Genomic DNA, 22,665 nt, shown 5'->3' with positions numbered 1-22,665 from the left:
TGTGTTCCGGACAACGTTCTGCCACCGCACAAGCCCCGCCCGTATCAATTGTGAACCAGCCCAGTGTGTTTGCCGCGCCGGTGACATTCGCGATCACCTGCGCAATGCGGCGGCGAAGAGCGGCCACGAATCGTGCAGATCCTGCTGCCAGTAACCCCAGGAATGGGTGCCGTCCGGACGTAACGCCACAGTGGCGGCGATACCGAGCTCGTGCAGGCGGTCACGCAACCCGACCGCGCACCCCGCGGCCACGGTCTCCAGGATTCCGCCCACCAGGAGTTGATCGGCGAGCTTTCCCGGGTTCTGTCCGATTCCCGGGCCCTGCAGGGTGTCCAGCGCCCCGGGCGCGCCCGTGCCGGCGGAGAGATAGAGGGTGAGCCCGCGGAGATCCTCGCCGCGGAGGAAGGGGTCGTTACCCGCCCACGCCGGATCCTGCGGCGGGCCCCACATGTTCCGCGGGTCCCCGCCGTTGCTGCGGACCACCAACTCGATGATCGCGCGTCCCTGCGGATCGCTGGTGCGCACGCATCCGCTGTACGAGCCGAGCGCGCGGTAACGGTCCGGGGCCGCCAGCGCCAGCTGGAAAACCGACGCGGCCGCCATCGATACCCCGGCCACGGCATTCGCGCCGGTTCCGTGGAACGCGGCGTCGATCAGTGACGGCAGCTCCCCGGTCAGGAAGGTGGTCCAGCGCTGGCGCCCCAGCACGGGGTCGTCCGCCCGCCAATCCGTGAAATAGCTGCCCGCGCCCCCGATCGGGTTGACCACGGTGACCTGTTCGGCCGCGAAGAACTCCCCGATATCGGTGCGATCGAACCAGTTGCCGCCGTCACCGCCGCCGGTGATCCCGTTCAGCAGATAGAGGACCGGGGCCCCGGCCGCGGGGTCCGCCGCGGGAAGTACCCGCACCGGGATCACCCGGTCCATGGCGGGCGAATACACCGCGAGCTCGACAGCGCGTCCGCCGGCCGATCGTGTCCCGGTGATCCGCGCGGGTTCCCGGACGGCGTCGCCGGGGGCCGGTGGAGTGGTGGCCGGGCTTGCCGCTCCCGGCGCGGTGGCCGTCGCGGGAAGGAGCGCGACAACAGTGGCCCAGACGAACAGGACGCGGGCGGCGCGGCGCCTCCGGTGCGGTCGTGGCATCGCCGGACGCTAAGCCCGCCGCGCGGTATCCCGGCTCGCTTCCGGTGATTTCTGTGACGCGGGCCAGTGTGAAGGGGATCCCACTGCTTCCGGTCCCAAGGTGGCCTCCCGCCGGCGGACTCCCTCGCGCCCCGTGAGCGTCTATGGACAGATGACTGGACAGGTGTAACCATCGGTGGACGGCAGCCGCGCAGTGGACGGCTGTGGCGACCGACGAGAGGAACCAGCGCATGGACGTCCGCGCACACCGGTACGGGGCGATCGCGATCGGTGGTGGCCGGCGATGAGTGCCATGCGGCCGTGCGAGCGGGTGGGTCTCGAATTCATCGAGAACGCACCGCTGAAGTTCAGCAACAGCGTGGACCTGGCGATCACTCCCGAGCAGTTGTTCGAGGTGCTGGCCGACGCGGAATCCTGGCCGCGGTGGGCTTCGGTGATCACCAAGGTCACCTGGACCACTCCCGAACCGCGCGGCATCGGCACCACCCGGGTGGTCGATATGCGCGGCGGGCTGGTCGGTGACGAGGAATTCCTGGCCTGGGAGCCGCACACCCGGATGGCTTTCCGATTCAACAGTTGCACCACCGGCGCGGTGGCCGCGTTCGCCGAGGACTACCGGGTGGTGCCCACTCCGGAAGGGTGCCGGCTGACCTGGACTCTGGCCCAGCGGCTGGCCGGTCCGGCGCGGTACACCTCATGGCTCGCGGGACCGTTCATGAATATGGCGTTCCGCCGTTTCCTGGCGAATCTGCGGCGCTACACCGATGAGCGTTTCGCCCCGGCGGCACAGCAGTAGTTCCCGGGTGCCGTGGCCCGCTGGGGCGACGGCACCCGGAAGGCTCATCCCATCATCAGGGAACCGGCCAGCCACGCGGCCAGCACCAGGCCGACCCCGATCAACGCACCGGGATACAGTGCCCGTCCGCTGCGCGCGGCATTGACCGATACTCCGGCCCCGAGTAGAAATCCGAGGCTGCCGCCCAGCACGATGATCCAATTCCCGACGCTGGGGTCGGTGCTGCAGCCGGTGCGGCCCTCACAGACTCCCATCGCCAGCAGAAACCACGGTGAGAGTACGACCGAGACGATCGCCAGCGTGGCCAGCAGGAACCAGAGCAGACCGGTGATCACCAGATCCCGCTCGCGTGGAGCGGGAACGGGACCACCGCGCCCGTAGGCGTCGTCCGGGATGGGCGAAATGGGATAGTCGGTGGAAATCTGATTCGGGAACATATGCCTCGCGATCGCTCGAACCTGTACAGCCGCCGGATGGTCCTGGGCAACCGCGCCTGTGCCGCAACCGATCCGGTATCGCGCGCGACACTACACTGCGCACAGTCCCGCGGCACCGGCTGCGGGCGGCGGTGGGTGACCACCGCGGGCGAGAGCGATCAGAGGAGACGCGATGCGCGTTCTGTATACGGCCGAAGCGTTGTCCACCGGAGACGGCCGTAACGGTCGCACCCGGACCACCGACGGCAGAATCGATCTGGAACTGGCGATGCCGAAGGAAATGGGTGGCAGCGGCGACGGCGCCAACCCGGAACAGTTGTTCGCGGCCGGCTACGCGGCGTGCTTCCATTCCGCGCTGCGTCTCGTCGGTTCGGAGGCGAAAGCGAATATCGACGATTCCGCGGTGGGCGCCAAGGTCGGTCTCGGCGCCGACGCCGACGGGGGCTTCGGTTTGACCGTGGTGCTCGAGGTCTCGCTTCCGCATGTGCCGCTCGAGGAGGCTCGTAAGCTGGCCGACCGGGCGCACGAGGTCTGCCCGTACAGCAATGCCACCCGCGGCAATGTCGACGTCGAGGTGCGGATCGCGCAGGACTAGATCCCTGTTCAGGTGCCCGGCGATTCGGTCGCCGGACCGCCGGGTGCCGTGGTATCCGCGTCCGGCGCGGTGGGCGGTCGCGAATCCGGGGCGGATTCCGCGACCGGTGCGGACGTGGGTTCCGGCGGCGGCCCGGCCGGTACGTCGTCCGTGCGATCCACGGTGGACGCCTGGTAATTCGCGGCCGTCTCCCGGGATACGCTGATCTTCCAGGGCATGCGCACCGCCTTGCCCGCCTCGCGGGGCATCGACGCCACGGCGACCACGGCGGCGCCGACCGCGATGAGTATCGCCGCGATCGCGGCGGTGGTGATGGTGCCGGAAGCGACGTAGTCGACCTGGTTGAGACCCGCGACCGGTTTCGTCCCGTCGTTGAAGGCCCAGTTCACCCAGGAACCGATCTGGCCGCCGAGATCCCAGCGCCGGATCGTCATGTTCTTGAGGGCCTTCTGCCGGGAGGTCAGGTACAGCATGTTCACCAGCACCAGAACCGCCGTCAGGACCGCCCCACCGGTGGCGATCCGCGCGAATCGCTTCGAATCGGTCACGATATGGATCGCGATGGCCGCGAGGGTGACGGCGATGACGCTGCTGGCGGTCACCGCCCACGATCCGGTCAGGTCCGCGGCGGGCGGCGGGCCCTGCGACGACCAGACGGTCAGATACCGGGTGGTGGAGTCGACTTGACCGAATGGGGTGGCCCCGGCCATACCGTCGGGTCCGTGGGCGACCATCCAGTGCTGAAACATCAGGATGAAAGTGACGACACCGCCGAGCCCGGTGAAGACATACCCCCATTTTCCGCGTAACCGGGGTGCGTTGCGGATGCCCTCGGCGCGGTCCCGGGCGCCACGCAGTGTGGTGCGGGCGAGTTCCCGCCGCTCGTCCCGGCGCCGCGCCCGCTCCTGCGCGTCGGCCGATCGGGATGTCGATATTCCCGTTTCGGGTTCGGTGGCTTCCCGCACTGCGGTGCGGCCCGGCCCGGAGGGGGCGGCGCCGTCACCTCCGCTCGCGCCCCACGGGGTCGGCTTGACCATCGCTTCAGTCTAAATCGCCGCCCACCGGTGGGAATACCGCGCAACCGCGTTGCGTGGCAGCGGGTTCGTCGCGGGCCGGTCAGGCGGCGGTACCCCGATCAGGGTGTTCGGCGTGCCCGTTGGCCACCAGATCCACCACCGAATCGCGCAGGCCGGCCCGGAGCTGTCGTGCGTGTTCACGCAGGGCCGGCGAGACGGGTTGCGCGGCGGTCGGTTCGCGTTCGGCGAGTTCGACGAGGTCGTTCGCGATATGGCACAGTGCGATCAAACGCCGCACCATATCCCGCCGCTCGGCCGGCGGAATCACTTCGGTGTTCACGATCGTGTCATCGCCATCGCGAGTCATGTCGTTTCTCGGCGCCCTCGGTGGCCCCAGCGGCCGATTCGGTACGGTGACCCTCACCGAATCGAGGCCACCAGTAGGAGGAATCGGTGAACCTGCGCCGGGTATTGCTGTCGACGCTGACGATCCTGCTCGTCCTGTCCGGCGTCGCCTGCACCGACGGTGACGACCGGCCGGCGGCCGATCCCGCGGGGCGCGGCGAGGTCGTGACCGTCACCCCGGTCCTGGAGATGACCGGCGCGCAGACCGCGGACTATCTCGCGGAGTGGAAATACCCGGTTGCGGGTGCGAAGGGGGTGGGCGCCTATCGCGTCGTGTACGGCACCGTCGCCCCGGACGGTACGCCGACCACCGCCAGCGGGCTGGTCGTGATTCCGGAGACCGCCGGTCCGGCGCTGCGGATGGTGTCCTACGCGCATGGGACGACCGTGCGCCGGGACGAGGCGCCCTCGGCCGACGGCGAGACCGAACGCGCCCGCACGATCATGTTCGCCGCCGCGGGCTATGCCGCGGTGGCGCCCGATTATCTGGGTCTGGGGGAGGGGCCCGGGCCGCATCCCTACGCACATGCGCCGAGCGAAGCGTCGGCCTCGGCGGATCTGCTGACGGCCGCGCGGACCGTCCTGGCCGACCAAGGCCGCGACACCCGCCCGGACGTTCTGGTGACGGGTTTCTCGCAGGGAGCGCAGGCGGGTCTCGCGCTCGGGCAGCAACTGCACAGCGGGGCGGTGGCCGGGTTCGGCCTGGCGGCGTCGGCGACGGTCAGCGGCGCCTATGCGGTCCGGGAAGTGCAGGCGCCGGGTGCACTGGACGGCCGGGTCGACCCGAAGCGGGCGGTGGTGTACCTGGCGTACTGGATCACCGCGATGAATCGGATCTATCACGTGTACGGGGATCCGGCCGAGGCCTTCCGCGCGCCCTATGCGCAGCGGGTCGAGGAACTCTTCGACGGCCACCACGATCTGCTGTCGGTCACGGCGGGGCTGCCGCGCACCCCGCAGGAGTTGCTGACGCCGGAATATCTCGCGCTGGCGCAGAACCCCACCGGTCCGGCGCTGCGGGCCATGGACGACAGCGATACCGTCTGCGATTGGGCACCGGACGCGCCCGTTCGGCTGTACGCCGCGCAGGGTGATCGCAGTGTCCCGTTCGAGAACTCCCAGCAGTGCACGAAGGCGGAACTCGGCGCGCGTGCCGAACTGATCGACCTGGGCGATATCGACCACGGGGCCACCGTGCGCACCGCGCTGCCGCAGATCCTCGACTGGTTCCGGAAAACGGCGCCGCCCGCCTGAACCGGGGGACCGGTCCGGACGGGCGGCGTGCGCACCCGGATGTCAGTGCATGAGCACCGGTGCCGGCTTGTCGGCGTCACCGGCGGGTACCGCGGCGGCCTTGCGCGGCAGCAGCAGCGAGAACACCAGGGTGACCACGCACAGCACGAACGCGACCCAGAAACTGCTCGCGTAGGCGTCCGACATATCCCCGAGCACCACGGCCTCGAACTTGTCGCCGAGGCTCGCGATGTACTGCAGCACCGAGGCATCGGGCTGTTCCCCGGTCCGCTGCGCCTCGGCCAGGGCCTGGCCGGCCGAGACCGCCTCGGAATCCTTCATCTGGTTGGTCAGCACCACCGAGATCACCGCGACACCCACGGAACTGGCGATCTGCTGGATGATGTTCAGCAGCGTGGAGCCCCGGGCCACCTGGGTTTCGCCCAGGGTCCGCAGCGCCGCGGTCATCAGCGGCATCATGGTGAGGCCCATTCCCAGACCCATCACGAACAGCACGCTCAGCACATAGACGTAGGAACTGCCGGCCTCGATCTGGGTCAGCCCGAACATGGTCGCGGCCAGAATCGCCAGACCCACCGGTACGACACGTCCCACCGGAACCTTGTCGACCAGCATTCCGGCGATCGGCATGGTGAGCAGCGAACCGATACCCTGCGGTGCGACCAGCAGGCCCGCCATCAGCGCGCTTTCGCCACGGACCTGCTGGAAATAGGTCGGGATCAGCAGCAGCCCACCGAAGAAGGACGCCGAGAACAGGAACATGGTCAGAGTCGCGACCGTGAGATCGCGATTGCGGAACAGGCGCAGATCGAGCAGCGGGTTCTTGGGTTTGAACGAGTAGAGAACGAAGGCGACCACCAACACGCCGCCGACCAGCATCGTCGCCCATACCTTCGGGGTGTTGACGGTGCCTTCCTCCGGGATGGAGGAAATTCCGTACAGGAACAGTGCCAGACCCGGCGAGAGCATCAGCATGCCCACGAAATCGAACGATTCACTGTCCTGCGGTTCATCCTTGGGCAGTACGACCCAGGCGTACACGATCGCGATCGCGCCCAGCGGCAGGTTGATCAGGAAGATCCAGTGCCAGGAGGCATCCTCGATGAGCCAGCCACCGAGGATCGGGCCGAGGATCGGGCCCAGCAGCATCGGCACGCCCAGGATGGCCATGAGCCGGCCCATCCGCTCGGGTCCGGCGGCCTTGGTCATGATCGTCATACCGAGTGGCATGAGCATACCGCCGCCGAGACCCTGGATCACCCGGAATCCGATGAGCGCACCGATGTTCCAGGACAGCGCACACAGCACCGAACCGGCGGTGAACAGCAACAGCGCGGTCATGTACAGCCGTTTGGTGCCGAACCTGTCGGCGGCCCAGCCGGTCAACGGGATCACGGTGGCCAGCGCCAGGGTGTAGGCGGTGACGGTCCAGGCCACCGTGGAGTAGTTGGCGACATCGAATTCGGACTGGAACGTCGGCATGGCGACGTTGACCACCGTGATGTCCAGGATGGACATGATGGATCCGAGTACGACGACACCGGCGAGTTTCAGAACCGACGCGTCGATTCTCTCCGGTGCCCCCGCGCCGGGGGCGGGGGTGGAGGTTGCGGTCACGAATTGTCTCCTGACGGTATGGAGGGGAAGGCCACGGCGTTGTCCACGGCCCCGGATTCGAGCACGGCGGTGAGCACGCTCCGGAGGTCGTCGCGTAGTGCGTCGGGCAGGCGGTGGACGACCTTGTCGATCGTCGCGCGGTGTATCGCGATCTGATCCCAGGCCAGCCGGTGCCCGTGTTCGGTCGGGCCGACGAGTTTCACCCGGCGGTCGGTGGAGCTTTCCTGCCGCGTGAGCAGATCCAGCCGTACCAGCCGGTCGATATTGCGCCCGGCCGCGGCCATGGACAGGCCGAGCTCGTCGGCGATGGTGTGGATCGGCTGCGGTTCGCTATGCCGTACGACGGTGAACAGCACCCGGGCCTGGGAGAGGGTCAGGTCCAGTTCGGCGAGCCGATCGGCTCCCTGCCACCGTCCCGGATCGCAGACCGCGAGCACGAAATGCTCGATCAGTGCGCTGGTCTCCGACTCACTTGCCACCGCGCGATCATATGGGTCGTCGTAATAATCGCGGAAGCGAGAATATCTCGTCTGTGATGCAGAACATAGGAGGGGCTCGGTTCTATTACCCGGAACGACGGTGCTGGTCCGCGAACCGCTCGTGTCACCTACCGCTCGGAGCTGTCCGTACCGTCTGCCGGGCGGTCGTACACCAGGGTGTACCGCCAGAACATCCGCCGCCGGATCCGGGCACCGGGCAGTTCGCGTCCGGCCGCGTCCCGGATCGCCGCGAGCGTATCCAGCGGTTCCGCGGTAGGTGCCCGCATATGGTCCGGTAGCGACCGTGCGCGCCGAGGATGGACGAACAACCCGATCACCGGATTCACGACCGCCGAAATCGTGCCGGCGACGTGATCGGCGAACCCCGCGTCCCGGTAACAGCCGACCACGACCAGCCGCCCGCCCGGCGCGAGACTCTCGCGTACCTCGCGCAATGCCCGGTCCAGCGGCATATGGTGGAGCACCGCCACCGCTGTGATGGCCGGTCGGCGGTGTTCGAGGGGGCCCGTGAACGGGGCGCAGACCACGGTGACCGCGTCGGTGCCCGCGAAACGCGCCGCGGCGATATCCGCCGAGCGGGGATCCGGCTCCAGTCCGGTGAGGTGGTCGGCGTCTCGGCACAGCCGGGCGAGCAGATTCCCGGTTCCGCATCCGATATCGAGGACCTCGCGGGCGCCGGATTCCCGGATACGCGCGGCGACCCAGCCGAGATAGAAGTCGTTGTGACTCCACGGATGGTGTCCGTTGAAACGGCCGAGAGCGGCGACCACACCCATACGGACCGAAGATAGCACCGGTTCGCGACCGTCTGGCAGCACCGGCGCGGCGGTCAGTGCCCTGTTTCGGGTTCCGCAGTGAGGAATGCGCCGATCAGCTCCGCGACCCGCGCCGGTTGTTCGAGGTGCAGGAAATGCCCAGCGCCGGTGAGTGTCTCGGCGCGACCGCCGGCCGGGGCCAGTGCCGCGGCCACCCCACCCGTGAACGCCGGGTGGATGGTGGTGTCCGCGGAGCCGTGCAGGTACAGCATCGGCATCCGCGGCGCGTCGTACCGGTACCGGTGCGGTTCGGCGTAGGGCTCCGGTGGTGCCCCGGTGATCCGGGCGAACGCGCGGTAGTAGGACACCGCGGCGGTCCGATGCGCCGGGTCCGGCAGGGCAGCGAGGGCGTGCTCGATATCCGCCTCGGCCGCGTACCCGGGGGACCAGTCGTGCCAGAGTCGCGGTATCAGCCGATCCAGCGACCGCTCCGGAAGTTTCGGTAGCTGACTGAAAAGGATGTACCAGCTGAACCGCAGCTGGCGCAGATAGGCGCCGGCGGACCGCAGCGCCGTACCCGGCCGGGGCCGCATGGCCGACAGTGGTGGCACCGCGAGCGACACGACCCGCGAAAATGGGCAGTCCGGTTGCGCGGCAAGGGTATTCGCGGTGATCGCGCCCCAGTCGTGGCCGATCAGCGCGGCGTCGCCGGGCGCACCCAGCGCGCGATGGAGCGCGAGCGCGTCGTAGGCGAGTGCTCCGAGATCGTAGACGCCGTCCGCGGGTACCTCGGTCGGCGCGTACCCGCGGGTGAACGGCGCCACCACCCGGAAGCCCCGGGCAGCGAGTTCGGGCCCGAGATACCGCCACGTCCACGCGCTGTCCGGGAATCCGTGCAGGCACAGTGCAAGCCGACCATCCGGATCGCCCCAGGTCAATGCCGTCATCGTCAGATGCCCGAGCGCGAACTCCACGGTTTCGGGTGACTGCGGTTGCTGTGTGCCCATTCGGTCGCTCCTCTGCGATCCTGCCCCGGACACGGTAACCACTGCGGCTCCGGCCCGCCCCGCCGACACCGTGTGTGCGGGTAGCGGTATGCTCGCATCCCCCGGAAGAGGTAGCTGTGCCGGTGCTGCGGGCAGGCCCGGATTTCGCACGGCCGAGGGGTAGCTGATGTCATATGTGGCAAGGTAATTGGGGATCGGAGGAGCAAGCCCATGGCGCGCAAGGTCGTCATCAGTTTGATCGATGACCTCGACGGCGAATCACCCGCGGCCGAAACTGTGGTGTTCGCATTCGAGGGCGTGACGTACGAGATCGACCTGACCGAAGCCAACGCGGGGGAATTGCGCGCAGTCTTCGGTAAGTGGACCCCGTTCGCCCGGAAGGCCGGTCGGCCGGGGCGTACCAAACGGGAACGTGCCGGCCGACCCGCATCCGCGAGGGTTGTGCGGGAGTGGGCGGTGCGTAACGGACACGAGATTTCGGCGCGCGGCCGGATTCCGGCCGGGATCCTGGCCGCATTCCGCCGCGCGACCGAATAGCGGCCCCGGCCGCGTCGTTCAGTTCCGGATGCCGCCGCTGGTGGCGGGTTTGTAGGCGATTCCGCCGACCATTACCCGCTCTTCGGGGAAACGTTCCCGCAGTGGCGGTCCGGCGGGCCACCAGTCGTCGAGTTCGACGAGCCCGGGTTCGATGAGTTCCAGCCCACCGAAATATTCGAGTATCTGCTCGGTGCGGCGGTACCAGCCCGAACCCAGTCCCTCTTCGGTGAATCGCCGCTCGAGTTCCCGGGCCAGCGCATGCAGTTCCGCGTGCTCGGGACCCGGATCGTAGAAATGGCTGATCGCCAGATACGACCCCGGAGGCAGTAGTTCGACGTACTTGCGCATGATCGCGGCCGGGTCGAGTTCATCGTCCACATGGTGCAGCAGCCCGCACAGGATCAGCCCGATCGGGCGGTCCATGTCCAGGTACCGGATGATGTCGGCGTTGCGCAGCAGGGTGTCCACTTCGAGGAGGTCCGCGGGCACGAAATGGGTGTTCTCGTTCTGTTCGAGCAGTACCCGTCCGTGCGCGTTGCAGACCGGGTCGTTGTCGACGTAGACGACCTGTGCGTCGGGATTCTGCTGCTGGGCGACTTCGTGGGTATTGGCCACCGTCGGAAGTCCGGCCCCGATATCGAGGAATTGGTCGATTCCCGCGGTTCCTGCCAGGTGTCGTATGACGCGATGCAGCCAACGGCGGTTCATTATCGAGACATCACCCTGTCTCGGGGCCACCTCGAGAATCGAGGCATACGCGGCGCGGTCGACATCGTAGTTGTCCTTACCACCGAGGCTGTAGTCGTAGACACGAGCGATACTGGCCCGGGTGGTATCCACCCCCACAGGTTTGCGAACGCCGGTCCGGTGAGCCGGTTCGGCCATGTCGACCTCTCTCTGCGCGATAAAAGTGAAATGAATGTGATTCGGGCCACCAGCCTAGAACGCCCTTCGGTGCGCGGCAATCGCACCGAAGGAATTGCGCGGCAACGGGGTTCGAGTCCGGTGTGCGACTCGAACCATCCGTGACCGACCGTCTTCATTTCCTGGAATGCCTAGTTCCCGGCGTGGATACTGCGTAGCCGGTGCGGCTCGGGTCGTTTGTAGCCCACCCCGCCGATGACGACGCGTTCTTCCGGAAGCCGTTGCCGGGTGGAGGGTCCGGCCGGCCACCAGTCCTCGAGTTCGCCGAAACCCGGATGGATGAGTTCCAGGCCGTCGAAGTACTCGAGCTGCTGCGCGCGAGTGCGGTACCAGCCCGAGCCCAGGCCCATTTCGGTGAAGGCGCGCTCCAGTTTCTTGGCGAGCTCGTGTAACTCGGGGTTTTCGTCGGCGGGATCCCAGAAATTGGTGATCGCCACGTACGAGCCTTCGGGTAGCCGTTTGGTGTACTCGCGCATGACTCCCGGCGGATCGAGTTCGTCGTCGAGGTGATGGAGCAGTCCGCACAGGATCATCGCGATCGGCCGGTCCATATCGAGATACTGCAGAACCTTCTTGTTCTCGAGGAGGGTGCCCTCCTCGAGAACATCGCCGGAGACGAAATGGGTGTTCTCGTTCTGTTCGAGCAGCACCCGTCCGTGCGCGTTGCAGACCGGGTCGTTGTCGACGTAGACGACCTTCGCCTCGGGATTCTCCTGCTGCGCGATCTGGTGGGTATTGCCCACCGTCGGAAGTCCGGCGCCGATATCGAGGAATTGGTCGATTCCGGCCGGACCGGCCAGATAACGCACCACCCGATGGAGCCAGCGCCGATTCATCCGGGATACATCGCCCTGTCGCGGCGCGATTCGCCGGATCTGCTCGAACGCAACGCGGTCGACGTCGTAGTTGTCCTTACCACCGAGGCTGTAGTCGTAGACACGGGCAATGCTGGGCCGGGTGGTGTCCACTCCGACCGGTGCCCGAACCCCTGTGTGAGGAGCCGGCTCGGCCATGAATACCTCTCTCTACGTAGCACAATCGAACAGGGCGATGGTAAGCCGTGGGTTTTGCGTCGCTCGCTCAGGCGTCCGCACTGCGTTCGAGCACTTTGCCCGGGAGCCACCCGCCGCCCAGGTGGGTGACCCGCCACCAGTCGATATCGATGACGACGGCTGTCACCGGGGTGGCGAAGAAAGGTTCGACTTGGGGTTCCTTGCGCAGCAACGCCTGGAATGTCGCGTCCCGGTCGTCGTCTTCGCGCAGGGTCACCGTGCCCAGACCCTGTGCGAACGGGTCCGCGATACCGCCGGGTACGACCTTTACCCCGACATTCGGATTGGCCCGGAGCTGGTCGAGGGTGCGGCCGCGGTTCTCGAGAATCAGGGTGAGTGTGAACAGATCGTCGTCGAGATTGGCGAAGAAGGCACTCGTCGCCCAGTTCACCCCGTCTTTGGAGGTCGCGAGATCGATACTGGAATGGCCGAGGACCTCGGTGAGTTTCTTACGGATTTCGGTGTTGGTGATGTCGTCGGACATGAGGTCCTCCCGTTGTTCTCGTGGTGCTGTACACGTCGTGCCTGGCATGCGGTAGCGGATCCGTGCCCGTGGCACACCGGCCTGGCCGTCCGGTGGCGAATCCACGTGTGCGCGGGCGCTTCTGGTCGGTCGGTACAGAGCTGGGACGGCGCGCCGCCGTGGCGGTCGATTCGGCTCCTGTCGACTGCCCGTCAGCCTAACCGCCGGAGACAGTGGACGGCAGGGCGGCACCCGGTGTCGTCCACCGTCGAAAGCCTTGGCGCGCAAAGCGTTACATGGATGTAATGAATCCGTGTCGGCAGTGGTTTGCTCGGGCGTACGAAACGTCGCGATATGGGGGAGTGCCGGGCCGGCGCCGTTGTCGCGATGCGGACGCCGGCGCGGTATGCTGGAAAACGCTCCATTGGTGCTCGCTCCTGCTGCCGATGCCCACATCGGTGTCGTCTCCCCAGGTCTTGGTGGTAGTGAGGCCGAACGGTCGTATCGTGGTGGAGTTTACGCAAGGAAACCTGATACCGCGTGCAAACAGGAAGAACCTACGTGCAAGCGGCACTGTAGGATTCGCTCCGATATCCGGCGGCACTGGTTGCCGCGTGGGTGCCGGCCCTATCCGGCGTCGGCGCGTTGCGGAGAAAAACGCGCTTACCACAGAGTAAGATCGCCTGCCGACCGGTGCGGTTCGTCGGTGGCGGGCGCCGTACGATGCAGCACAGCACGAACTGGCCAGAGGCGATCATGACAAACGAGCAGGACGATTCCGATATTCCGGATCAGGCCGAGGCCGACCGGGGCCCGACTGTACTCCGCATCTCGCTCGGCAGCAGATTGCGCCGGCTGCGGGAGGCCTGCGGGATATCCCGTGAGGATGCCGGCGACCATATTCGCGGATCCCACGCGAAGATCAGCCGCCTCGAGCTGGGCCGTACCCGATTCCGGGAGCGTGACCTGCTGGACCTGCTGAAGCTGTACGGCGTCGAGGATCAGGCCGAGCTCGATGTCTATCTGGATCTGATGCGTAAGGCCAACGACCCGGGCTGGTGGCAGCCGTTCAACGACGTGCTGCCGCAGTGGTTCGAAACCTATCTCGGCCTGGAGCAGGCGGCCACCACGATCCGTACCTACGAAGCCCAGTTCGTCCCCGGTCTGTTGCAGACCGAGGCGTACGCGCGGGCGGTGATCAGGCTCGCAAACGAAGATGAGACCGAGCGGCGGGTCGGTATGCGGATGCGGCGCCAGGAAATCCTGAGCCGAGCGTCCGCGCCGACGGTCTGGGCGGTGGTCGACGAGAACGCCTTGCGCCGCCCGGTCGGCGGATACCCGGTACTGCGCGGTCAGATCGAACATCTCATCGCCGTCTCCGAACGGCCGAATGTGAAGATCCAGGTGTTGCCCTACAGCGTGGGCGGTCACCCGGCCGCGGGCGGTTCCTTCAGCATCCTGCGTTTTCCGGAGCCCGAACTGGCGGACATGGTCTATATGGAGCAATTGACCACCTCGGCCTATCTCGAGAAGAAGCACGAGGTGGAGGTGTACATGACGGTGATGAACAAGCTCAGTGTCATCGCCCCCACGCCCGGCGAGAGCCGGGACTTCCTGCGAAGGGTGCTCGGCGAGCTACCCGCCGAGTAGCGGGCCGGCATCGGGGGTTGTGAAAGGGCGCACTGGATCCGGGGGAGGGTGGCAGCGTCAGCGGTAGACGTGCCCGTGCTGGACCAGCTGGGGCACGCAGGTGGTCCGGAAGGCCGCATCACCAGCACGGGTTCGGTGGCTAGTGGGACGACTCTCGCTTGAAAAAACATAGTGCGATACGTAGATATGCGCATCTAAACATGTATTGACACCATCCGCAGTTGAGTTCCGACCGAGCGCAAACAGAAGCAAGGAGGCAAAGGATGGTAGGAAAGGAGCGTGGCCGCTACAGGTGATGACTCTGGCTCCGCTCGTTCTCGCGCTGTGTCGGAGGTGGTGGAGCTGGTCAGTGCGCTGATCCGGTTCGACACCTCCAACACCGGCGATCCGGCGACCACCAAGGGGGAACAGGAGTGTGCCGAGTGGGTCGCCCGGCAACTGGAAGACGCCGGATACAGCACCGAGTATGTGGAGTCCGGCGCGACCGGCCGGGGAAACGTTTTCGCGCGCCTCCCGGGCGCCGATTCCGGCCGCGGTGCGCTGATGATTCACGGGCATCTGGATGTGGTGCCGGCGGAAGCCGCCGATTGGAGCGTGCATCCGTTCTCCGGCGCCGTCCAGGACGGATATGTCTGGGGCCGCGGGGCCATCGATATGAAGGATATGGTCGGGATGATGCTGGCGCTGGCGCGCCAGTTCAAGATCGAGGGCACGGTACCCCCGCGCGACCTCGTGTTCGCCTTCCTCGCCGACGAGGAGAACGGCGGCAAATGGGGTTCGCAGTGGCTGGTGGAGAACAGGCCGGATCTGTTCGAAGGCGTTACCGAGGCGGTGGGGGAGGTCGGTGGTTTCTCGCTGACGGTGCCCCGTCCGGACGGCGGTGAGCGCCGGCTGTATCTGGTGGAGACCGCCGAGAAGGGGCTGGGCTGGATGCGCCTGCGCGCGAAGGCCCGGGCGGGTCACGGCTCTTTCCTGCACGAGGACAATGCCGTCACCATTCTGGCGGCCGCGGTGGCCCGTCTGGGCACGCATACCTTCCCGCTGGTGGTCTCCGATTCGGTCGCGGAATTCCTGGCCGCGGTCTCTGAGGAATCCGGGCTGGTCTTCGATCCGGACAGCTCCGATATCGAAGGAACGCTGGCGAAGCTGGGGTCGATATCCCGGATCATCGGCGCCACCCTGCGCGATACCGCCAATCCGACGATGCTGAACGCCGGATACAAGGCGAACGTGATTCCGCAGACCGCGGAAGCGGTCGTGGACTGCCGGGTGGTTCCCGGGCGGCTGGCGGAGTTCGAGCGGGAGGTCGACGAGCTCATCGGACCGGATGTCGAGCGGGAATGGGTGACGAAACTGGATTCCTACGAGACGACGTTCGACGGTCATCTGGTCGATGCCATGAACGACGCGATCCTGGCGCACGACCCGCAGGGGCGGACTGTCCCGTACATGCTTTCCGGTGGTACGGATGCGAAAGCCTTCGCGCATCTGGGTATCCGGTGTTTCGGGTTCGCGCCGCTGCGGCTGCCGCCGGAGCTGGATTTCGCGGCCCTGTTCCACGGTGTCGACGAGCGTGTTCCGGTCGACGCACTCGAATTCGGCACCGATGTGATGGAACACTTCCTGTTGCACAGCTGATCCGATTCGAAAGAGGAGAACATGGCCGACAATCCTTATGACGCCCTGCCTTCGGTGCCCGCGTTCACCGTGACGTCCGCGGACGTCACCGACGGTGCGACCTTGGGCAACGACCAGGTCAGCGGCGTGTTCGGTGCCGGCGGCAAAGATGTGTCGCCGCAGCTGAGCTGGTCGGGTTTCCCGGCGGAAACGAAGAGCTTCGCGGTGACGGTCTACGATCCGGACGCTCCGACGGCGTCCGGTTTCTGGCATTGGGCGGTGGCCGATATCCCGGTCTCGGTTACCGAATTACCGTCCGGTTCGGGTAGCGAGGGTGGCTCGCTGCCGGCGGGCGCGGTGACGCTGCGCAATGACGGCGGTTTCGCCGGTTTCGTGGGAGCGGCGCCGCCCGCCGGTCACGGACCGCATCGGTACTACATCGTGGTGCACGCGGTCGATGTGGACTCGCTGGGTGTGCCGCCGGAGGCATCACCGGCGTTCCTCGGGTTCAACCTTTTCTCGCATACCCTGGCCCGGGCGACCCTGGTGGGTACCTACGAGCAGAAGTAGGCGCAAGGCGCTGTCAGAAGTGAGTGCAAAGCGCTGTGGCCCCGGTCCTGTACCGGGGCCACAGCGTTGTGTGCGTCGGGCGGGACTCAGCTGCGAACGTCGATCACCGGTGCGGTGGCTTCGTCGGCGTAGAGGGCGGTGATCTGCGCGGCGTACTTACCGGCGATGGGCACGCGTTTGAGCGACATCTTCGGGGTGAGTTCGTCGCCGCCGGGTTCCCACACGGTGTCGACGATGGTGAACCGTTTGATCTGCTCGACCCGGGAGAGTTTCGCGTTTCCGGCCTGTACGGCCGCGTGGACGTCCGCCTCGATCCTGGGGTGACGGGCCAGGGTGGCGATATCGGCGCCGGTGGCGTCGATATCCTTGGCGCGGACCGCGGCCATATCGGGGTCCAGCATGATGAGCGCGGTGATGTACGGTTTCGCGTCGCCGATCGCGACGACCTGGCCGACCAGCGATGAGACGGCTTTGACAGCGTTCTCGATATTGCTCGGGGCGATGTTCTTCCCGCCCTCGTTGATGATGAGTTCCTTCTTGCGGTCGATGATCCGCAGGTAGCCGTCCGGGTCGAGGGCGCCGACATCGCCGGTGTGCAGCCAGCCCTCGGAGTCGAGCGCTTCGGCGGTCTTATCCGGCATGCCTCGGTAGCCGTGCGTGATGATCTCACCGCGGACGAGGACTTCCCCGTCGTCGGCGAGCCGGAGTTCGAGCCCGTCGACGGGCCGTCCGACCGACCCGGGGCGGGGTTTGTCGAGTTCGGTGTAGGTGGCCACACCGGTGGTTTCGGACATGCCCCACACCTCGGATACGCAGAATCCGAGTCCGAGGAAGAATTCGAGGGTTTCGGGCGGGATGGGTGCGGCGCCGGACGATGCGACGCGGAGTTCGTCGAGTCCGAGGGCGGCGCGGAGTTTCGCGAGCAGGAGCTTGTCGGCGAGGGTGTGCTGGACGGAGAGCAGCGGCCCGCGGCCGGTGCCGGCGAGGTCGGCTTTGGCGGCGGCGATGCCGGTGGCGATGGCCCAGTTCGCGATGGCCTTCTTGGCGCCGGTTTCGGCGGACAATTTGGCCTCTACACCACCTTTGATCTTCTGCCAGACGCGCGGGACGCCGAAGAAGACGGTGGGGCGGGCGTCGGGGAGCGCGGCGGCGATTTCCCGGGGATCGGGGACGGTGGTGATCTGGATGCCGGTGACGAGGTTGATGGCGTGACCGGAGATGCGGTCGGCGACATGGGCGGCCGGCAGATAAGACAGCGCGCGGTCGTCGAGGCCGACGTCGAGGGGGCCCCTGCTGAGGGCGATCATTTGCGCGAGGACGTTGCGGTGGGTGAGTTCTACGCCTTTGGAGGGCCCGGTGGTGCCGGAGGTGTAGATGAGGGTGGCCAGGTCGCCGGGTTCGACGGCCTGCCAGGCGGCGTCGAAATCGAATTCCGGGTCGGGGTGGGTCTCCAGGTCGGCGAGTGTTTTCGCGCCCTCAGCGGTGCCGTCGATGACGATGAGGTGCTCGATGGGGACGCCGGCCGCGCGGATGGTGTCGAGGAATTGCTGTTCGGTGATGACTATCTTGTTGCCGGCGTTGGTGAAGGCGTGTGCGATCTGTTCGGCGGAACAGGTGTTGTACACGGAGAACGGGGTGGCGCCGATATGCAGTGCGGCTGTGTCGAGGAGGTTGAACTCCGGGCGGTTGGTCAGCATGATGCCGACGGTGTCGCCGCGGCGGAGACCGAGCGCGGCCAGGCCGGCGGCGAGCACGCGGACTCGTTCGCCGTACTCGCGCCACGTGATCTCCTGGGTGCCGCCGACCGTGCGCAGGGCGACGGCGTCGGGGCGGAGGGTGAGGGTCTGCTGGAAGGCCGCGGGCACTGTGTAGACGGTGGTGCCGGTGCGGTGCGGGTAGGCGATATCTGTTGTCATGGTCCGTTCCCGAGGTGCTGAGGTTCCGCGGGCTCGTATCCGGTGAGGGGTGCGCCGCATGCGGAACACCGGTCATTCGGAGTGACGCGGATCACTCATCCTAGCCGGGAAACGGACAAAGCGTATGTGTTCTGTCTGGGCCAGCGGTTTTTCTCCACCGACCCGATCGTGGTCGATCGGGGTCACCCGGGCAGTGGGAGCCGCCGGTGGGCGGCAGCGGGGTCGTCGTCGGCCGGGATCCAATGGCCGCGATGTCGGCGTTTGGCGTCGAGGTAGGCGGCCGCGCGCGCGCTCAGCGGCGAGGTGTAGAGCGGTTCCGGGGTGACGTCGAGATCCACGTCGACCAGGGCCTGCACTTTCTCTGGGTTGTTGGTGAGCAGCCGAACCTTGCCGAGACCGAGCGCGGCGAGGCTTCGGGCCGCGGATGCGTAACTCCGCCCGTCCGCGGGGTAGCCGAGCGTGGTGTAGGCCGTGAAGGTGTCCGCGCCGGAGCGTTCCGCCTCTCGGTAGCCGAGCGCTTTGGCGATCAGTCCGGCGCCGCGGCCTTCCTGTTCGAGGTAGACGAGGATGCCGGACCCCTCGGCCTGGATGAGGTCGAGGGATTTGCGGAGTTCCGGCCCGCAGTCGCAATCCTGGGAGTCCAGCGCTTCGCCGTAGAGGCAGCGTGAATGGATGCGAACGAGGCAGTTGTCGTCGGGGTCACCGAAGATCAACAGGTGTCCCAGCGCGGGATCACCGTCGACGGCGAGCACGCGCATCGGCGTGTCCTGCCCGTTCCGGGTGAACCTGTGTCCGGTGTCGGACTCGGCGGCCCCCTCGGCTGCGGTCAAGGTCGGGACTCCTTCGATGGCTCGTCGGGATTCGCTGGTGTGGCAGGGTGGCGGCGGAGCGGCAGGGTATGCGGAGATGGTTCGCGCAGCGCTCGGCCCGCCGAGCGAGGGTGCGTTGTCCTGCGCCTCGGCGGGCCGGTAGCCGACTTTACGCCCGGCCTCCGTGTTCCGCACTCCGTGCGCGGCGCGTCGGTGAGATCGGCCGGATGGGTGGTGTGTTGCCGGTGGACGCACCGGTCAGTGTCTTTCGGCTGTGAGCCGGATGATCCGGTCCACATCGTCGGTGGTCGGCATGGCGCCGGGTACGTCGCCGGCAAAGGATTGGGTGGCGACCATGGCCGCGGTGGCCCAGCCGTAGTCCTGTTCGTCGGCGACGCGGCGGCCGGTTTCCGGGGTGGTGGGCCGGGACAGCAGCCGGTAGACGAGGGCGGCCGAGAAGGCGCCGCGGGAACCGGGGACGTCGGTGAGTGCTGCCGCCTGGACGCGGGGGATATCGAGGGCGAGCCGGTCGGAGCGGACCGTGCACCCGAAGTTCTCGACCACGCAGACCGCGCGAGCGCCGAGCATCTGTAGTTGCTCGGCGATATGGGGTGCGGATTGGGCGGGGACCTCGGGGACCATACTGTCGAGTTCTCCGGTGGATCCGATGACGTAGTCCACGCCGGACAGGTATCGGTACAGGGACTGGGGTGTCTCGGCCACCGCGGCGGCGACGAGTGTCGTCGGCCGGGACGGCAGTGCCTGTGCGGTGGCGAGAACCTGCTCGATAACGGGCATGGGTGGTTCGAGAGTGACCAGTACCGCGTCGCTGCCGGCCAGTGCGTCGCGCACCGCTGGACCGATCAGGTCGGTGGCGGCGAGGCGGATACGGTTGTCGTCGCAGAAGATGGTGCCGGTGGTACCGGTCCGGCTCACGATGAGCGCGGTGATGGGTGTTCCGGCCTGGGGTACGACGCGGATCAGCGAGGTGTCGACGTTTTCCGAATGCAGGTAGTCGAGGATCCGGTGGCCGGCGTCGTCGTCTCCGACGGCGGTGACGAGGCGGACATCGATGCCCAGGCGTGCGGCCGCGACGGCGCGGTTGAGTCCTTTGCCGCCCGGGTTGTCGCTGAAGCGGCCGCGGGCGAAGCCGCGGGCGTCGGGAATGCTGTCGACCTGATAGATGTGGTCGATCACGGCGTCGCCGACGATTGTGAGGGTGCCGACGGTGTCGTGCCGTGACGTTCTGCGGCCGATCCGGTCGTCGGTGTAGACGGCGCCGGTGACCAGGAGGGCGGCGAGGGCGGTGAAGGCCCGGCGTTCGGGGGTGGCGCGCAGGGAGCGGACGGTGGGTGCGGGGGGTATGGCGTCGGCTTCGGCGATTTCGTGGAGCCGGCGCCAGTGGGCGGAGAGGTATTCGCGGCGGGCGCCGAGGTCCTGGGAGTAGAGCCCGGTGGGTTCGATTCCGGATGGTTCGGCGTCGCGGAGTAGTCCGAGGGAGAGTTCGGCGTCGGTGATCACCCGGTGGGTGGCGGGCAGGCGGCGGGCGTGTTCGCGGACGACGGGTAGTACGGCGGCGGTGGGGGTGATGCGGTGGGTGTCGGCGTAGCGCCGGATGACCGGGAGGTCCAGTAGGGGGGTGATATCGATTTCGGTGGTGCTGAGGCGGTCGGGGCTGAGGCCGGAGCGTTTGCACAACCGCGTGAGGATATTGCGGATGGCGACGATGGCGGTGTCGTCGTGGGGGACCATGCGGCGCACCTTTCTGCTTTTCTGCCTCCGCCATGGGGTTTCGGCCGAAACGATTCTGGCAATAACCATAGTGCAAACGGCTTTTGACACGGGATTGACCCGCCGAACTGTCAAATGACACACTTGGAGCAGGTTTTTACCTCTATCAGAGGAACGGGAGGGCCTGGTGATGCCGATGACGACAGCCCGGTTCCGCGGACACCGATATCCCGCGCGTCGACCCGTCGTTTGCGCTGGTACGGACCCGGAGGCGTCCTCCGCGGTAGCGCTCTGAGCGCCCGCGTCCACGCCATTTTCCCGACGGCAACGATGCCACGCCGGCCGGCAGGTGCCGGCCCGGTCTCGGTGCCGAGCCCCCTGAGGAGGCAGCTGTGACCATCCACATCACCTACTGGCTGATGACCAGTGGTATTTCCCCCGAATTCGCCGAACGCGTGCAGACCCGTCACGGGTCGTCGTGGCAGCTGAGCTGGTTGCCGGGGCGCGCGCTGTCCTACGAGCAGGCCTACGCCGGGATGGAGATCGATCAGATCCTTTCGGCCCCCGAGCTGGTGGAGGATCCGGCCGCAATGGCGTACGCCGCGCGGCAGGTGGACCTGCTGGGCCTGCTGTGGGATCAGGTCGTGTACCTGCTCGCCAAGAGGGTGGAGGCGCGCCAGCTGGAGGCCCGGTTCCTGGACGAGCGGGGCCCGGGCCCGGTTCCCTCCCGGGAGGATCCCGGCGCGATCCGCAGCGGGTCCGCTGCCTGAGGTCGCGGCCGGACGCGCCGGATCAGCGGTGTGCGGCGTGTCCGGCACCCACGGCGTCGGACAGGGAGCGGTAGCCGCCGGCGCGGAGACGCTCGGCGATCCCCTTGTGGATGCGACGGGTCCACAAGGGCCCGCCGTAGATGAATCCGGTATAGCCCTGTAGCAGGGAAGCGCCGGCGAGGATACGTTCCCACGCCTGCTCGGGGGTTTCGATTCCGCCTACGGAGATGAGGACCAGCCGGTCGCCGACCCGCGCGTAGAGCCGGCGCAGCACGTCGAGTGAGCGTTCGGCGACCGGCGGGCCGGACAATCCGCCGGCGCCGAGGGCGGCGACTTCGCCGGGGTCACTGGCGAGGCCGGCGCGGCCGATGGTGGTGTTGGTGGCGACTATTCCGGCCAGCCCCAATTCGACGGCCAGATCGGCGACGGCGTCGATATCCTCGTCGGACAGGTCGGGGGCGATCTTCACGAGCACCGGTACCCGGACGCTGTTCAGGACCGCGGCCAGGACCGGACGTAGTGATTCCACGGCTTGGAGATCGCGCAGGCCCGGGGTATTGGGGGAACTGACGTTGACGACCACGAAGTCGGCGAGTGGGCCGAGCAGGCGGGCGCTGGTGGCGTAGTCGTCGGCGGCACGGTCGGGGGTGACGACCTTCGTTTTGCCGATATTGGCGCCGATCGGGACGGTGGTGGCGCGTCCGTGCAGGCGGGCTGCCGCGGCGGCGGCACCGTGGTTGTTGAAGCCCATCCGGTTGATCAGGGCACGGTCGGCGGGTAGCCGGAACAGGCGGGGTGCGGGATTACCGGGCTGGGCGGCGGCGGTGACGGTGCCGATCTCGGCGAAACCGAAGCCGAGTGCGCCCCAGGCGTCGGCGCCGGTGGCGTCCTTGTCGAAGCCGGCGGCCAGCCCGAGCGGTGCGGGGAAGTCGATGCCGAACGCGGTGGAACGCAGGATCGGGTCGTCGACGGCGAGTACGCGGCGCAGCAGCGCGCGGGCGGGTGTGAGGGCGGTGACGGTGCGGATGACGGCGAAGACGATGCGGTGGATCGTTTCCGGCGGCACCAGGAACATGAGGTTCAGCAGTAATCGGTACAGCA

General features: G+C 67.3%; 23 protein-coding genes. 8 read left to right on the top strand and 15 right to left on the bottom strand.

Features of this window, described 5'->3' with window-relative positions; genetic code table 11:
* Nucleotides 1-93 precede the first annotated feature (93 nt).
* Nucleotides 94-1,143 (bottom strand): alpha/beta hydrolase family protein, encoded by a 1,050-nt coding sequence (locus AB0F41_RS04175; RefSeq protein ID WP_357421233.1) that lies wholly within the window; start codon nucleotides 1,141-1,143, stop codon nucleotides 94-96.
* A 292-nt stretch (nucleotides 1,144-1,435) separates the two neighbouring features.
* On the opposite strand from AB0F41_RS04175, the gene AB0F41_RS04170 reads away from it, so the two are divergent.
* Nucleotides 1,436-1,939 carry an SRPBCC family protein gene (locus AB0F41_RS04170; protein WP_357421435.1) on the top strand — a complete coding sequence of 168 codons (504 nt, stop codon included), beginning with the start codon at nucleotides 1,436-1,438 and terminating at the stop codon, nucleotides 1,937-1,939.
* Between the two features lie 44 nt (nucleotides 1,940-1,983).
* On the opposite strand, the gene AB0F41_RS04165 is transcribed toward AB0F41_RS04170, so the two are convergent.
* On the bottom strand, nucleotides 1,984-2,376 hold the full coding sequence (locus tag AB0F41_RS04165) for a hypothetical protein (protein ID WP_357421232.1): 393 nt from the start codon (nucleotides 2,374-2,376) through the stop codon (nucleotides 1,984-1,986).
* A gap of 172 nt (nucleotides 2,377-2,548) precedes the next feature.
* On the opposite strand from AB0F41_RS04165, the gene AB0F41_RS04160 reads away from it, so the two are divergent.
* On the top strand, nucleotides 2,549-2,971 hold the full coding sequence (locus tag AB0F41_RS04160; RefSeq protein WP_357421231.1) for an organic hydroperoxide resistance protein: 423 nt from the start codon (nucleotides 2,549-2,551) through the stop codon (nucleotides 2,969-2,971).
* An 8-nt stretch (nucleotides 2,972-2,979) separates the two neighbouring features.
* On the opposite strand, the gene AB0F41_RS04155 is transcribed toward AB0F41_RS04160, so the two are convergent.
* Nucleotides 2,980-4,008 carry a hypothetical protein gene (locus tag AB0F41_RS04155; RefSeq protein WP_357421230.1) on the bottom strand — a complete coding sequence of 343 codons (1,029 nt, stop codon included), beginning with the start codon at nucleotides 4,006-4,008 and terminating at the stop codon, nucleotides 2,980-2,982.
* A gap of 79 nt (nucleotides 4,009-4,087) precedes the next feature.
* Nucleotides 4,088-4,327 (bottom strand): hypothetical protein, encoded by a 240-nt coding sequence (locus AB0F41_RS04150; RefSeq protein ID WP_357421229.1) that lies wholly within the window; start codon nucleotides 4,325-4,327, stop codon nucleotides 4,088-4,090.
* A gap of 113 nt (nucleotides 4,328-4,440) precedes the next feature.
* Between AB0F41_RS04150 and AB0F41_RS04145 the strand changes: the two genes are divergently transcribed.
* Complete coding sequence (locus AB0F41_RS04145) at nucleotides 4,441-5,646, top strand: hypothetical protein (protein WP_357421228.1); 1,206 nt, start codon at nucleotides 4,441-4,443, stop codon at nucleotides 5,644-5,646.
* A gap of 42 nt (nucleotides 5,647-5,688) precedes the next feature.
* Here the strand turns inward: AB0F41_RS04145 and AB0F41_RS04140 are convergent, their stop codons facing one another.
* The 4 genes from AB0F41_RS04140 to AB0F41_RS04125 form a co-directional block, all read right to left on the bottom strand.
* Nucleotides 5,689-7,263 carry a DHA2 family efflux MFS transporter permease subunit gene (locus tag AB0F41_RS04140; protein ID WP_357421227.1) on the bottom strand — a complete coding sequence of 525 codons (1,575 nt, stop codon included), beginning with the start codon at nucleotides 7,261-7,263 and terminating at the stop codon, nucleotides 5,689-5,691.
* Nucleotides 7,260-7,742 carry a MarR family transcriptional regulator gene (locus AB0F41_RS04135; protein WP_357421226.1) on the bottom strand — a complete coding sequence of 161 codons (483 nt, stop codon included), beginning with the start codon at nucleotides 7,740-7,742 and terminating at the stop codon, nucleotides 7,260-7,262. The genes AB0F41_RS04140 and AB0F41_RS04135 overlap by 4 nt, the downstream gene beginning before the upstream one ends.
* Before the next feature lie 128 nt (nucleotides 7,743-7,870).
* The gene (locus AB0F41_RS04130; protein WP_357421225.1) at nucleotides 7,871-8,539 is read right to left on the bottom strand and encodes a class I SAM-dependent methyltransferase; all 669 of its coding nucleotides are present in this window, start codon (nucleotides 8,537-8,539) and stop codon (nucleotides 7,871-7,873) included.
* Nucleotides 8,540-8,592: 53 nt separating this feature from the next.
* Entirely contained in the window at nucleotides 8,593-9,525 is a 933-nt protein-coding gene (locus tag AB0F41_RS04125) for an alpha/beta fold hydrolase (RefSeq protein ID WP_357421224.1), read from the bottom strand.
* A 210-nt stretch (nucleotides 9,526-9,735) separates the two neighbouring features.
* Here AB0F41_RS04125 and AB0F41_RS04120 point away from each other — a divergent pair, with 210 nt between their 5' ends.
* The gene (locus tag AB0F41_RS04120) at nucleotides 9,736-10,062 is read left to right on the top strand and encodes an Lsr2 family protein (protein ID WP_357421223.1); all 327 of its coding nucleotides are present in this window, start codon (nucleotides 9,736-9,738) and stop codon (nucleotides 10,060-10,062) included.
* 18 nt (nucleotides 10,063-10,080) lie between these two features.
* Here AB0F41_RS04120 and AB0F41_RS04115 read toward each other — a convergent pair whose 3' ends face one another.
* From AB0F41_RS04115 to AB0F41_RS04105, 3 genes are all read right to left on the bottom strand, one after another.
* Complete coding sequence (locus AB0F41_RS04115) at nucleotides 10,081-10,902, bottom strand: SAM-dependent methyltransferase (protein ID WP_357421222.1); 822 nt, start codon at nucleotides 10,900-10,902, stop codon at nucleotides 10,081-10,083.
* Nucleotides 10,903-11,117: 215 nt separating this feature from the next.
* A complete protein-coding gene (locus AB0F41_RS04110) occupies nucleotides 11,118-11,954 on the bottom strand; it encodes an SAM-dependent methyltransferase (RefSeq protein ID WP_357421221.1) in 837 nt (278 codons plus the stop codon).
* Between the two features lie 112 nt (nucleotides 11,955-12,066).
* Nucleotides 12,067-12,522 (bottom strand): hypothetical protein, encoded by a 456-nt coding sequence (locus AB0F41_RS04105; protein ID WP_357421220.1) that lies wholly within the window; start codon nucleotides 12,520-12,522, stop codon nucleotides 12,067-12,069.
* Between the two features lie 735 nt (nucleotides 12,523-13,257).
* On the opposite strand from AB0F41_RS04105, the gene AB0F41_RS04100 reads away from it, so the two are divergent.
* From AB0F41_RS04100 to AB0F41_RS04090, 3 genes are all read left to right on the top strand, one after another.
* The gene (locus AB0F41_RS04100; protein WP_357421219.1) at nucleotides 13,258-14,151 is read left to right on the top strand and encodes a helix-turn-helix transcriptional regulator; all 894 of its coding nucleotides are present in this window, start codon (nucleotides 13,258-13,260) and stop codon (nucleotides 14,149-14,151) included.
* Between the two features lie 279 nt (nucleotides 14,152-14,430).
* A complete protein-coding gene (locus AB0F41_RS04095) occupies nucleotides 14,431-15,789 on the top strand; it encodes a M20/M25/M40 family metallo-hydrolase (RefSeq protein WP_357421218.1) in 1,359 nt (452 codons plus the stop codon).
* A 21-nt stretch (nucleotides 15,790-15,810) separates the two neighbouring features.
* Nucleotides 15,811-16,338 (top strand): YbhB/YbcL family Raf kinase inhibitor-like protein, encoded by a 528-nt coding sequence (locus tag AB0F41_RS04090; protein WP_357421217.1) that lies wholly within the window; start codon nucleotides 15,811-15,813, stop codon nucleotides 16,336-16,338.
* Nucleotides 16,339-16,424: 86 nt separating this feature from the next.
* On the opposite strand, the gene AB0F41_RS04085 is transcribed toward AB0F41_RS04090, so the two are convergent.
* From AB0F41_RS04085 to AB0F41_RS04075, 3 genes are all read right to left on the bottom strand, one after another.
* Nucleotides 16,425-18,254, bottom strand: a complete 1,830-nt coding sequence (locus AB0F41_RS04085) for a long-chain fatty acid--CoA ligase (protein ID WP_357421216.1) — start codon at nucleotides 18,252-18,254, stop codon at nucleotides 16,425-16,427.
* A 182-nt stretch (nucleotides 18,255-18,436) separates the two neighbouring features.
* The gene (gene ribA, locus AB0F41_RS04080; RefSeq protein WP_357421215.1) at nucleotides 18,437-19,084 is read right to left on the bottom strand and encodes a GTP cyclohydrolase II RibA; all 648 of its coding nucleotides are present in this window, start codon (nucleotides 19,082-19,084) and stop codon (nucleotides 18,437-18,439) included.
* Between the two features lie 237 nt (nucleotides 19,085-19,321).
* Entirely contained in the window at nucleotides 19,322-20,815 is a 1,494-nt protein-coding gene (locus tag AB0F41_RS04075; RefSeq protein ID WP_357421214.1) for a carbohydrate kinase family protein, read from the bottom strand.
* A gap of 371 nt (nucleotides 20,816-21,186) precedes the next feature.
* Between AB0F41_RS04075 and AB0F41_RS04070 the strand changes: the two genes are divergently transcribed.
* Nucleotides 21,187-21,564: a hypothetical protein gene (locus AB0F41_RS04070; protein ID WP_357421213.1), complete on the top strand. Its 378-nt coding sequence runs from the start codon at nucleotides 21,187-21,189 to the stop codon at nucleotides 21,562-21,564.
* Nucleotides 21,565-21,586: 22 nt separating this feature from the next.
* Here the strand turns inward: AB0F41_RS04070 and AB0F41_RS04065 are convergent, their stop codons facing one another.
* Complete coding sequence (locus AB0F41_RS04065; RefSeq protein ID WP_357421434.1) at nucleotides 21,587-22,663, bottom strand: quinone-dependent dihydroorotate dehydrogenase; 1,077 nt, start codon at nucleotides 22,661-22,663, stop codon at nucleotides 21,587-21,589.
* Nucleotides 22,664-22,665: the final 2 nt, after the last annotated feature.

The sequence above is a fragment of the Nocardia sp. NPDC024068 genome (assembly GCF_040638875.1).
Taxonomy (GTDB): domain Bacteria; phylum Actinomycetota; class Actinomycetes; order Mycobacteriales; family Mycobacteriaceae; genus Nocardia.
Note: the sequence above shows the minus strand (reverse complement) of the source record. Positions and strands in the feature narration are given on the sequence as shown.